Source organism: Stenotrophomonas terrae (assembly GCF_001431465.1).
Lineage (GTDB): Bacteria > Pseudomonadota > Gammaproteobacteria > Xanthomonadales > Xanthomonadaceae > Stenotrophomonas > Stenotrophomonas terrae.
This window is the reverse complement of sequence record NZ_LDJJ01000017.1, coordinates 142,866-154,743: the sequence shown is the minus strand read 5'-3', so window position 1 is coordinate 154,743 and position 11,878 is coordinate 142,866. Positions and strand designations below refer to the sequence as shown.

Sequence of the window (11,878 nt, the reverse complement as noted above, 5' to 3'; positions counted from 1 at the left end):
TGCGCGATGCCGTGTTCATGCTGCTTCCTCAAGAATGATGTCTGCGATGCGTTCGGCCGCATCGACCTTGGCCAGCGCACGCGCGGCTTGCGCCATCTGCATGCGGTGGCCGGGATTGTTTGCCAGCGTGCGCAGCACGCCTTCCAGGTTGATCGCCAGCGCGTCGTCCTGCTTGAGCAGTTCGGCAGCGCCGCGTTCAACCAGATATTCGGCATTGCGGGTCTGGTGGTCGTCGACCGCGGCGGCAAACGGCACCAGCACACTGCCGATACCCACCGCGCACAACTCGGCCAGGGTCGACGCGCCGGAACGGCACACCACCAGATCGGCCCAGCTATAGGCAGCGGCCATGTCCTTGATGAACATGTCGACGCGGCCGTCCACGCCTGCGGCGCGATAGGCCTGCAGGGCTTCTTCGTGCAGCTTCTCGCCGCACTGGTGCCAGACTTCGATGGCGACGCTGTCAGCCAACGCGGCCAATGCCTTGGGCATGGCGTTGTTCAGTGCGCGGGCGCCCTGGCTGCCGCCCAGCACCAGCACCCGCATCGGGCCGCTACGACCGGCCAGACGCTGTTCCGGTGCCGGCAATGCAGCGATCTCGGCGCGCACCGGATTGCCAACCACTTCTTCCTTGCCACCGGCGAAGCTGCCCGGGAAGCCGGACAGCACACGACGTGCAAAGCGCGACAGGATGCGGTTGGTCATGCCCGGCGCACGGTTCTGTTCGTGCACCAGCAGCGGCAAGCCGTGCAGGCGCGCGGCGATGCCGCCCGGACCGGATGCAAAACCGCCAAACGCAACCACCGCACGTGGCTTGCGATCACGCAGCACATAACCTGCACTGCGAATCGCGCGCATCACCCGGATTGGTGCACCCAGCAGCGCCAACTTGCCCTTGCCGCGCAGGCCGGAGATGGCCAGCGTATCGACATGGATATCGTGCTGCGGGACCAGCCGGGTTTCCATCGCACCGTCGGCACCCAGCCAGGTGACTGGAATGCCGCGCTCGCGCAGCACCTTGGCCACGGCCAGGCCCGGGAAGATATGGCCACCGGTACCGCCGGCCATGATCATCACCGGACGCGGGTCCTGCTTGGCGTTCGGGCCGGCCATCAGGCAATCCTCCCGAAGGTCGGCTCAACCCGCTGCTGCATGCGGCTGGTGCCGCGCGCGGCGCTGCTCTGCATGGCGGCGGCAACCGCGGTAGCGGTTTCGCTGCGCGGCTCGGCCGGTTCGTTCTCGTGCACTTCGGCCACATCCAGCTCGGCGCCGTCGAGGTCCTCGCGCACTTCCTGGCGGCGCACCGCGCGGTTGTATTCATAGGACACACGCAGCAGCAGGCCCATCGCCACGCAGGTCATCATCACGCTGGAACCGCCGGAGGAGATCAACGGCAGGGTCAGGCCCTTGGTCGGCAGCATGCCCAGGTTGACGCCAATCGAGACGAAGGTCTGCAGGCTTATCCACAGGGCGATGCCGAAGGCGATGTAACCGGCAAAGTGGCGGCGCATCTCGATGCAGCGCATGCCCAGCCAGAAGGCACGGCCAACCAGCAGTACGTACAGGCTGATGATGCCGCACACACCCAGGAAGCCCAGCTCCTCGGCAATCACCGAGAAGATGAAATCGGTATGCGATTCGGGCAGGTAGTTCAGCTTCTGGATCGAGGCACCCAGGCCCACACCGGTCCACTCGCCACGGCCGATGGCCATCAGCGCGTTGGACAGCTGGTAACCCGAGCCCAGCTGGTCTTGCCACGGATCCATGAACGAAGTGACGCGACGCATGCGGTAGGGCTCGAAGATCACCAGCGCGATCAGGCCCGGCAACAGCAGCAGCACCGGCAGGATGATGCGGGTGATCTGTGCGCCACCGAGTACCAACATGCAGGTGGTGATGCCCAGCAGCAGCATCGAGGAACCAAAGTCCGGCTGCAGCAGCAGCAGCACGACCAGCACGCCGACCACGCCGACCGGCTTGAGCATGGCCTGCCAGGTGGCATTGACCTCGTCGCGGAAGCGCACCAGGTAGCTGGACAACCAGACGATATAAAGCACCTTGACCGCTTCCACGGTCTGGAACTTGGAGAAGCCCAGGTTGATCCAGCGCTGCGCACCGTTGACGCTGCTGCCCAGGCCCGGGATGAACACCACGATCAGCAGCGCGAAGCAGCCCAGCAACAACAGCTGGTTGTACTTCTCGATTTCCTTCAGCTCCACCCGCATCGTCACCGCGGCGAGGATCACGCCGATGGCAATGAAGATCAGGTGGCGGGTCAGGTAATAGAACGGACTCTGCGTCAGCGCGATGGAGCTGGAAGCCACCATCACGATCCCGATCGAAGCCAGCGCCACGGCGGCGCCGAGCAGCCACTTGTCGTAGCTGCCACCAATGGCTTCAAGTCGGGTTGCCTGACGCGAGTAATCGTCCATCACCGCACCTTCAGGGTTGCCAGGCCGATAAGCACCAGCACCACCGAGATGATCCAGAAGCGCACGATCACGCGCGGCTCCGGCCAGCCCTTCAGTTCAAAGTGGTGATGGATCGGCGCCATGCGGAACACACGCTTGCCGGTGAGCTTGAACGAGGCCACCTGGATCATCACCGACAGGGTTTCGATCACGAACACGCCGCCCATGATCACCAGCACCAGTTCCTGGCGCACGATCACCGCGATGGTGCCCAGCACCGCACCCAGCGCCAGCGCGCCGACGTCGCCCATGAAGACCATGGCCGGATAGGTGTTGAACCAGAGGAAGCCCAGGCCCGCGCCGGCGATCGCCGCGCAGATGATGACCAGTTCACCGGCACCGGGAATCTGCGGGATCTGCAGGTAGCTGGAGAACACCGCATTGCCCGAGGCATAGGCGAACACGCCCAGCGCACAGGCCACCAGCACCGTCGGCATGATCGCCAGCCCGTCCAGGCCATCGGTCAGATTGACCGCGTTGGAGAAGCCGACGATCCAGAAGTAGGCAATCGCGACGAAGCTGATGCCCGCCAGCGGCAGCGCAATCGACTTGAACATCGGGATGTAGAAGGTGAGCTCGGCCGGTACCACTGCGGTCTTGTACAGAAAGATGCCAGCGGCCAGGCCGAAGATCGACTGCAGCGCGTACTTCCAGCGCGACTTCAGGCCGTTCGGGTCGCGCTTGGCGATCTTCAACCAGTCGTCGTACCAGCCGATGGCGCCAAAGCACAGCATCACCACCAGCACCAACCACACATAACGGTTGCGCAGGTCACCCCACAGCAGCACCGACACCAGCACCGTGGTCAGGATCAAGCCGCCGCCCATGGTCGGCGTGCCGGCCTTGGAGAAATGCGACTGCGGGCCGTCCTTGCGGATCGGCTGGCCGCCCTTGAGCTGGGCCAGGCGACGGATCGCCATCGGCCCCAGCCACAGGGACAGCGACAACGCGGTCAGCGCAGCCAGGATGCCGCGGAAAGTAATGTAGTTGAACAACCGGAACAGGCCGTCCAACTGCTGCAGCCAACGGGCCAATTCAAGCAACATGTGTAGTGTCCTCGCCGCGCGCCAACAGCGCGGTCACGATCTTGTCCATGGCGCTGCCGCGCGAGCCCTTGACCAGGCAACGCACGCCAGCATGAAGTTCGGTTTGCAACGCGGCGGCCAGCACGGCATGCGAGTCGAAGTGACGCCCGCCATCGCCGAAGGCTGCTGCTGCCGCTGCACTCAGCGGGCCCAGCGCATACAGCCGCTTCAGCCCGGCTTCGCGCGCACGCAGGCCAGCCTGTGCATGCAGCGCCTGCGCGTCCGGGCCCAGCTCGCGCATGTCGCCCAGCACCAGCCAACCCTCGCCCTTGCCCGCCGCCAGCGCGGTGATCGCCGCCGCCAGTGAACCCGGGTTGGCGTTGTAACTGTCGTCAATCAACACCGCGCCGTTGTCCAGCACGTGGGCTACCTGACGGCCTGCGACCGGGCGCGCCTGCGCCAGGCCTTCGACCACCAGTGGCAGCGCAATACCAGCGGCCAATGCCATCGAGGCGGCAGCCAATGCGTTGAGTACGTTATGGTGGCCCGGCAACTGCAGCACCACCTCGGCATCGCCTTGCGGCGTGCGCAGCTGGAAGCGTGAACCAGCCTCGTCCAGCACGATGCCGGTGGCGGTGACGTCGGCGCTGACTTCCAGGCCGAAGCGGATCACCTGATGGTCACCCGCACGCGCGGCGAAGTACGGCGAGAACGCATCGTCGGCATTGATCACCGCAACGCCGCCATCGCGCAGGTCGTCATAGACCGCCGCCTTGGTGTTGGCGATCTCCAGCAGGCTGCCCATGCGCTCCAGATGTGCCGGCGCGACATTGTTGACGATGGCCACGTCCGGCGCGGCGATGGCGGTCAGGTAGGCGATGTCGCCCGGCTTGCCGGTACCCATCTCGTAGATGGCGAAATCGGCATCTTCCGGCGCATCGATCACCGCCAGCGGCAGGCCGATTTCGTTGTTGCGGTTACCCGGCGTTGCGTAAACATGCTGACCCAGCACCGCAGCGGCGTGTTGCATGACGGCCAACAGCAGATTTTTCACGCTGGTCTTGCCGTTGCTGCCGGTGATGGCGAACACGCGGGTGGCGCGCTGCTGCTGCATCGCTGCGGCAATCTTTGCCAACGCCAGCTCGGTGTTGGCAACCACGATCTGCGGCACTTCCAACGGCAACAGGCGCTCGACCAGCAAGGCGCTGGCGCCCTGCTCGACCGCATTGGCGGCAAAGTCATGGCCGTCGAAGCGCTCACCGCGCAGGGCGACGTACAGGCTGCCGGCGCTCAAGCTGCGGCTGTCATTGCTGACTGCGTCGATGCTGACGTCGTCGCCGTGGATCTCGGCACCGGCCCAATGGGCGATCAGCGACAGGGGCGCGCGCTTCACTGGCGCACCTCCGCGTTCATGGACCGGCGCGCCTGCAGCGCGCGCGATGCCACATCGGTGTCATCGAAGGGATGTTTGATACCTGCAATCTCCTGGTAGGGCTCATGGCCCTTGCCGGCGATCAACACGATGTCGCCGGCCCCTGCCTGTGCGACCGCGGCAGCGATGGCGCGGGCGCGATCACGCACCACGTTCACCTGCGCAGGCGTCACGAAGCCAGCCATGATGTCGGCTACGATCACGTCGCCATTCTCGCCGCGTGGATTGTCGTCAGTGACGAACACCACGTCGGCCAATTCTTCGGCAATGGCCGCCATCTGCGGGCGTTTGCCGGTATCCCGCTCACCACCGCAACCGAACACGCACAGCAGGCGGCCATCAAGGTGACCGTGCAGGCTGCGCAGCGCCTGTTCCAGCGCGTCGGGGGTGTGGGCGTAGTCGATCACCACGGTGGGTTCGCCATGGCCGCCGAGGCGGTTCATGCGTCCACGGATCGGCTGCAGCTGGCCCAGCACCTTGGCGATGTTGGCGCAGGACTCGCCCAGGCCATGCAGCGCACCGGCCACGGCCAGCAGGTTGTCGACGTTGAAGCGGCCCAGCAGCGGCGAGCGCAGCGCGTGGCGCTCGTCAGCGATGACCAGCTCAAAGCCCAGGCCCTGCCCGTCCAGCACCAGCTTGTCGGCGCGGATGCTGGCACCGGCCTGGCCAGTCGAGCTCAGGCCAATGGCCTGCACGCCGGCAGCCAGCGTGGTGATCAGCTCGCGGCCGAACGCATCGTCCAGATTGATTGCCGCCGCCTTCAGGCCCGGGCGGTGGAACAGCTTGGCCTTGGCAGCGCCGTAGGCCTCCATGTCACCGTGATAATCCAGATGATCACGGGTGAGATTGGTGAACACCGCCACGTCGTAATGCACGGCATCGACGCGGCCCTGATCCAAGGCATGCGAGCTGACTTCCATCGCCACGGCCTTGGCGCCGGCATCGCGCAGCTGTGCCAGCACCTCGTGCATCTGCAGTACCAACGGCGTGGTGAAGCCGGTCGGCACCACCGCGCCGTACAGGCCAACGCCCAGCGTGCCGATCGAGCCACTGACCTTGCCCAGCAACTGCCAGGCCTGGCCGAGCAGCTGCACGGTCGAGGTCTTGCCGTTGGTGCCGGTGACGCCAACCATGGTCATCGCCCGCGACGGCTGGCCGTGGAACTGGTCGGCCATCGCGCCCATGCGCGTGCGCAGGCCGGGCACGGCGATGGCGTCGGCCGGTGCCGGCAGCTCCGCCGGTGCCGGCGGATCAAACAGGATCGCGGCCGCGCCGGCGGCCTTGGCCTGCTCGACGAAGCCCAGGCCATGCGCGCCAAAACCGGCGATTGCGACAAACGCATCACCGGCGCGGACATGCCGTGAGTCCAATACCAGGCCGCTGATCTGCGGGTCCTGCGACAGGGCCAGATCAGGCAGCAGCTGTGACAACTTCATTGTGTGGCTCACTGGCGCACCCCCGTGGCGGCAGGCGTCTGGGCAGCCGGTGTTGGGGCAGCCGGTATTGGGGCGATCGCCGTCGGCAGTGCGGCATCAAATTCGGCCGCGGCATTGGGGGCCTCGTCCGGGTCCTGCGGAATCGGCAGAGGCGCCAGGTTGCTGCCCGGCTTGCCACCCACCTTGCCTGCAGCCTGCGCGGCCAACCAGGACTGGATGTCGTCCGGCGGCACGTCCATCAGGCGCAGCGTGCCTTCCATCACGTGGTGGAACACCGGCGCAGACACCAGGCCGCCGTACTGCAGCGAGCCCTGCGGATCGTTGACCACGATCACCGCCGCATAGCGCGGTGCGGTGGCCGGCACCAGGCCGGCGAACAGCAGGTTGTAGTGGCCGCGCTCGTAACCATTGGGGCCGTTCTTGCGGGCGGTACCGGTCTTGCCGGCCACGTGGTAACCCAGGATCGCCGCCTGTTTGGCGCCACCGTTGGTGACCACGGTTTCCATCATCCGCACCACTTCGCGCGCCACTTCCGGATCAACGACCTGACGCGCTTCATTGCGCTGGCCCTTGATGAAGGTTGGCTGGATGACCTGGCCGCCATTGCCCAGCGCCGAGTACGCCTGCGCGATCTGCAGCGGCGTCACTGACAAGCCGTAGCCGTAGGACATGGTGGTCTTGGTGGTGCCGTACCAGCTCGGGCTGCCCGGACGCGCAACCACGCCGGCCGATTCGCCGGGGAAGCCGCTGTGCGGGGCCACGCCGTAGCCAAAGCCACGCACCGAGTCGTAGAAAGTCTGGTCGGGAATGCGCGCCACGATCTTGGCTGCGCCGATGTTCGAACTGCGGGTGATCACGCCGGTAACATTGAGCACGCCGTTGTTACGCGGTACGTCGCGGATGGTGTAGCGGCCGAGCGACATGTAACCCGGGTTGGTATCGATGACCGTATCCGGGGTAACCACGTGGTTCTGCAGCGCGGTGGCAATCGTCAGCGGCTTCATCGTCGAGCCGGGCTCGACCAGATCGGTGACCGCACGGTTGCGACGGGTATCCGGGGTGGCACCGCTGACCGAATTCGGGTTGTAGGTCGGCAGGTTGGCCATGGCCATCACTTCGCCGGTGGCCACATCCATGATCACGATGGAACCGCCGGCAGCTTTGTTGGTGGTGACCGCATTGCGCAGCTCGCGCATCGCCAGGAACTGGATGCGGCGGTCGATGCTCAGCGTGAGGTCCTTGCCCGGCTCGGCAGGACGCACCAGGTCGATGCTCTCGACGATGGCGCCCTTGCGGTCGCGGATGACCTTCTTGGCGCCGGGCTTGCCGCGCAGCCAATCGTCGAAGGCCAGCTCCAGCCCTTCCTGGCCGAGGTCGTCGATATTGGTGAAGCCCAGCACGTGCGCCATCGCCTCACCCTGCGGGTAATAGCGACGGAACTCGCGCTGCGAGAACACGCCGGGAATCTTCAGGTCCACCACCTGCTCGGCCACATCCGGATTGATCCGGCGGCGCAGGTACATGAATTCCTTGTCGGCCTTCTGGGTCAACTTGGTAGTCAGCTCGTCCACCGGCAGCGACAGCGCGCGCGCCAGCTCCGGGATACGCTCCGGTGCACGCAGCAGCTCCTGCGGGTTGACCCAGATTGACGCGACCGGCGTGGACACCGCCACCGGCTCGCCATTGCGGTCGGTGATCATGCCGCGCGAGGTCGGGATGGGCACATCGCGCAGGAAGCGGGCTTCGCCTTCGCGCTGGTAGAAATCGTTGTTGATCAGCTGCACGTACGCCGCGCGCCCGACCAGGGTGAACGCACACAGACCCAGCCCCACGCCAACCATCAGCATGCGGTTACGCAGATTGAACTGCGTGCGGGTGCGGTTGCGTCCGGGCTTGCTCATGGCCGGATCACCACGATGTCAGTCGCTTCGGGGAACTTCATGCCTAGCCGGCCACGGGCTTCCTGGTCCACGCGCGTGGCCTGGGCCAGGGTCGCCTGCTCAAGCTGCAGGCGGCCAAACTCGATGTTGATCTCGTCGCGTGCATGCTCAAGCTTGGACAGCTCGACAAACAACTGGCGGTGGCGGTGGCGCATGAACACCACGCCGATGGCCGAGGCAATCGTGCAGGCCAGCAGGACGATCAACAGCAGGCGGCTCATCCGGCCACCTCGCGCTTCTGTGCAACCCGCAGCACCGCACTGCGCGAGCGCGGGTTCATCGCCAGCTCGTCGTCATCGGCCTTGATGGCACCGCCGATCAGATCCAGCGTCGGCACGAAGGCCTGCAGTTCCGGCAGACGACGATTGGTCGGCGGCGCCTTGGCATGGCGGTTCATGAACTGCTTGACGATGCGGTCTTCCAACGAATGGAAGCTGATCACCGCCAAGCGGCCACCGGGCTTGAGCCGCGCCATCGCCGCATCCAGGCCGGCTTCAAGGTCGGCCAGTTCGCGGTTGATATGGATGCGGATGGCCTGGAAGCTGCGCGTGGCCGGATGGATCTTGTCCTTGCCACGCGGCATCACCGAGGCGATCAACTCGGCCAGATCAGCGGTACGCGTGAATGGCTGGCTGTCGCGGCGGGCCACGATGGCGCGGGCGATACGGCGGCTCTGGCGCTCGTCGCCATAGGTGAACAGCACGTCGGCGATCTCGCGGTCGTCTGCACGGTTCAACCACTGTGCGGCGCTCTCGCCCGAGTCCGGGTCCATGCGCATGTCCAGCGGGCCGTCCTTGCCGAAGCTGAAACCACGCTCGGCCACGTCGAGCTGGGGCGAAGACACGCCCAGGTCGAACAACACGCCATCCAGACCGGCAGCGGTTTCGCTCCAGTCCAGCAGATCGGCAAAGCTGCCGCGATAGATGGCCACACGGCCGTCCGGCGCGAAGTCGCGCTCGGCCACGGCAATGGCTTCGGGGTCCTTGTCCATGACCAGCAGGCGCCCATCCGGGCCAAGCTGACGCAGCACGCCGCCAGCGTGACCGCCACGACCGAACGTGCCATCCAGATAAGTACCGTTTTCGATCACCCTCAGGCCGTCAAGGACCTGGGCGTACAGCACCGGCAGGTGAGCCGCCGGCGGCTGCGACACCGTTGGGTGACCGGCCTGCGCTTCACCGCGCACCCGGGCACCCCGGCTCACAACTTCAGATCGAGAAGCCCATCGCCCAGATCCTCGTCAGACAACGTCTGCTGGATCAGTGCGCGATGCGCTTGCTCGCTCCACAATTCAAACTTTTCACCCATGCCCATCAGCACTGCTTTCTTCTCGATGCCCACCGCACTGCGGTGACTGGACGGCAGGCTGATACGGCCATTGCCATCCAGTTCCAGATGGGCGGCCGAGCCGACAAGCTTCTGCTGCAGGGTGCGCACTACGCGCTGGGTATTGGGCTTTGCCATTACGTCGTCCCGCACCCGCTCCCACTCCTGCTCTGAATACAACCACAGGCAACCGGCTTCGAAGGGGTTGTAGGTCAGCACCAGGCGGTTGCCACTCGCACGCGCAACAAGGTCGCGGTAGGCGGTTGGCACCGCCATGCGTCCCTTGTCGTCAACCGTGATGGCAGTCTCACCCTGGAACACGCCTATGGCACCCGTCGTCCGTTTTGCTTGGGAAGTCATTGAACCACGAAAAACCACAAAAAACCCGGTTTTCCCTCTGATGCCCACCTTAGCAGCGAGCTTAGGGTTGTCAACAACTTTCAGCGCACAAAATCGCCTGTCGCATCAATGGTTTGCACCAATGTTTAGAGAGTTGTTCAAGGTTTATCCACAAGTTACTGTTTCGTCTCAAATTTTGAGATTTGTATGAAATTCAGTGGTGTAGAGGCCGCGTGAAAACGGGGCCTCAACCCAGCCGCCATTCAGACACTGATGGCTGGCGGGCGCGCAAAACGGCACACTTGCTGCATGTGTCTGGTCGCCATCGCCTGGAAAGCCCACCCGCATTGGCGCCTGCTCATGGCGGGCAATCGTGACGAATTCCACGCCCGCCCCACCGCAGCGCTGGCGCGCTGGCCGGCGCCCCAGGATCAGCTGATCGCCGGCCGCGACCTGCGTTCGGGCGGCAGCTGGATGGGAGTGAATCTGCGCGGCCAGGCCGCGGTGGTGACCAATGTGCGGGATCCAACGGCAGCAACAGGCGGACCCTCGCGGGGCGAACTGATCGCCGGCTACCTGGCTGGCCGACAGTCCGCCACGGACTATGCCGACCACCTGGCCAGCAGAGCGTCGGCATTTGCACCGTTCAATCTGTTGGTAGCTGACGCGCAGAGCTGCAGCTACCTGGGCAACCACCCGCAGGCCCGGCGCGACCTGATGCCAGGCGTGCATGGCATGTCCAACGGCGCCCTGGACGCCCCCTGGCCCAAGACCCGCCGTTTGATGGGCGTGCTTGAGGATTGGCTGGCCGCCGGTAATGACGGCCTTGAGCCACTTTGGACGGCACTGGCTGATGAGCAGCAGGCCGCGGATGCAGCGTTACCTGCTACCGGCGTTCCGCTGGAGTTGGAACGACGGTTGTCGAGCGCGTTCATACGCGGCACCGACTACGGCACCCGCGCCAGCACCATCGTGGCGATCAGCCAGGACGGCGGCGGCTTCATCCACGAACGCCGTTTCGGGCCTGAGGGTGTGTTTCTGGGTGAGACGCGCGTGGAGATTGGAGTGGAGACTGGAAAAGAAGGCGCTGACTCCTGACCCCCTCCCTTTGGCCGAAGGCCAAGGGGAGGGCTGGGCAGGGGTGCGTTTGATTTGGCTTTGGCTTTGGCTTTAGCCCACAGCCAAAGTCAAAGTCAAAGCCCAAGTCAAAACCAAAACAAGATCAAAAGCTCCCCCCATCCGCCCTTCGGGCACCTTCCCCCGCAAACGGGCGAAGGGAAAGAGAACAGCAAGGCAGGAGCCATAGCCAAAGCCAGAGCCACAGCCAAAGCGCAGCAAAAGCCACAGCCGCACTTCTCCCAGCCACGATGCGCAGCGAGCCAAGCAATAAATCCGAAGAGCAACAGCCCCCTTTAGTAAAGGGGGCGCACCGACAGGCGCGGGGAATTGGAGGGCAGAGGCCCGGGGCCCAAAGTTTTGCTGCGCAAAATTTTGGGGCTTTCATCGCCCGCCAGGCGATGAAAGCGGCGGAGCCGGCCGATAAGCCGGGTTTTGTCGTGGACAGTCATTCCTCTAGGCGCTACGTCACCGTAACGCTCAAGCAACCTACCCGGACCCGACGCGGGCCACGCCATTAGGTCCCTATTTGGTCTTGCTCCAGGTGGGGTTTGCCGTACCGGTCTGTTGCCAGACTCGCGGTGCGCTCTTACCGCACCATTTCACCCTTACCACGCGCCCGAAGGCCGTTCGGCGGTATCTTTCTGTTGCACTTTCCGTCGGCTTGCGCCGCCCAGGCGTTACCTGGCACCTTGCCCTGTGGAGCCCGGACTTTCCTCGGCATTCCCGAAGGAATGACGCGACTGTCTGGCCGACTCCGCCGCGCGTATTGTCGCACGTCCAGCCCGCCACT

General features: G+C 65.0%; 11 protein-coding genes and 1 other RNA gene. 2 read left to right on the top strand and 10 right to left on the bottom strand.

Annotated features, from left to right (window positions below; all coding sequences use genetic code 11):
• Nucleotides 1-15 precede the first annotated feature (15 nt).
• From murG to mraZ, 9 genes are read right to left on the bottom strand one after another with little or no spacing between them, the layout of a single operon-like run.
• Complete coding sequence (gene murG, locus ABB27_RS06345) at nt 16-1,113, bottom strand: undecaprenyldiphospho-muramoylpentapeptide beta-N-acetylglucosaminyltransferase (protein WP_057627469.1); 1,098 nt, start codon at nt 1,111-1,113, stop codon at nt 16-18.
• On the bottom strand, nt 1,113-2,432 hold the full coding sequence (ftsW, locus tag ABB27_RS06340; RefSeq protein WP_057627467.1) for a putative lipid II flippase FtsW: 1,320 nt from the start codon (nt 2,430-2,432) through the stop codon (nt 1,113-1,115). The genes murG and ftsW overlap by 1 nt, the downstream gene beginning before the upstream one ends.
• Nucleotides 2,432-3,517, bottom strand: a complete 1,086-nt coding sequence (gene mraY, locus ABB27_RS06335; protein ID WP_057627465.1) for a phospho-N-acetylmuramoyl-pentapeptide-transferase — start codon at nt 3,515-3,517, stop codon at nt 2,432-2,434. The genes ftsW and mraY overlap by 1 nt, the downstream gene beginning before the upstream one ends.
• Entirely contained in the window at nt 3,507-4,889 is a 1,383-nt protein-coding gene (locus ABB27_RS06330) for a UDP-N-acetylmuramoyl-tripeptide--D-alanyl-D-alanine ligase (RefSeq protein ID WP_057627463.1), read from the bottom strand. Before ABB27_RS06330 ends, mraY begins: the two co-directional genes overlap by 11 nt.
• A complete protein-coding gene (locus tag ABB27_RS06325) occupies nt 4,886-6,364 on the bottom strand; it encodes a UDP-N-acetylmuramoyl-L-alanyl-D-glutamate--2,6-diaminopimelate ligase (protein WP_244479159.1) in 1,479 nt (492 codons plus the stop codon). The genes ABB27_RS06330 and ABB27_RS06325 overlap by 4 nt, the downstream gene beginning before the upstream one ends.
• Before the next feature lie 8 nt (nt 6,365-6,372).
• Entirely contained in the window at nt 6,373-8,265 is a 1,893-nt protein-coding gene (locus tag ABB27_RS06320) for a peptidoglycan D,D-transpeptidase FtsI family protein (protein WP_057627460.1), read from the bottom strand.
• Nucleotides 8,262-8,525: a cell division protein FtsL gene (ftsL, locus tag ABB27_RS06315; protein ID WP_057627457.1), complete on the bottom strand. Its 264-nt coding sequence runs from the start codon at nt 8,523-8,525 to the stop codon at nt 8,262-8,264. Before ftsL ends, ABB27_RS06320 begins: the two co-directional genes overlap by 4 nt.
• Nucleotides 8,522-9,490: a 16S rRNA (cytosine(1402)-N(4))-methyltransferase RsmH gene (rsmH, locus tag ABB27_RS06310; RefSeq protein ID WP_057627455.1), complete on the bottom strand. Its 969-nt coding sequence runs from the start codon at nt 9,488-9,490 to the stop codon at nt 8,522-8,524. The genes ftsL and rsmH overlap by 4 nt, the downstream gene beginning before the upstream one ends.
• Before the next feature lie 14 nt (nt 9,491-9,504).
• Entirely contained in the window at nt 9,505-9,990 is a 486-nt protein-coding gene (gene mraZ / locus ABB27_RS06305; protein WP_152984459.1) for a division/cell wall cluster transcriptional repressor MraZ, read from the bottom strand.
• On the opposite strand from mraZ, the gene ABB27_RS19900 reads away from it, so the two are divergent.
• Together ABB27_RS19900 and ABB27_RS06300 are read left to right on the top strand one after the other, a co-directional pair.
• The gene (locus tag ABB27_RS19900; RefSeq protein WP_161809618.1) at nt 9,956-10,180 is read left to right on the top strand and encodes a hypothetical protein; all 225 of its coding nucleotides are present in this window, start codon (nt 9,956-9,958) and stop codon (nt 10,178-10,180) included. The genes mraZ and ABB27_RS19900 overlap by 35 nt on opposite strands.
• 98 nt (nt 10,181-10,278) lie before the next feature.
• The gene (locus ABB27_RS06300; RefSeq protein ID WP_057627451.1) at nt 10,279-11,067 is read left to right on the top strand and encodes an NRDE family protein; all 789 of its coding nucleotides are present in this window, start codon (nt 10,279-10,281) and stop codon (nt 11,065-11,067) included.
• Between the two features lie 426 nt (nt 11,068-11,493).
• Here the strand turns inward: ABB27_RS06300 and rnpB are convergent.
• Nucleotides 11,494-11,844: RNase P RNA component class A (gene rnpB / locus ABB27_RS06530), an RNA gene on the bottom strand.
• Nucleotides 11,845-11,878: the final 34 nt, after the last annotated feature.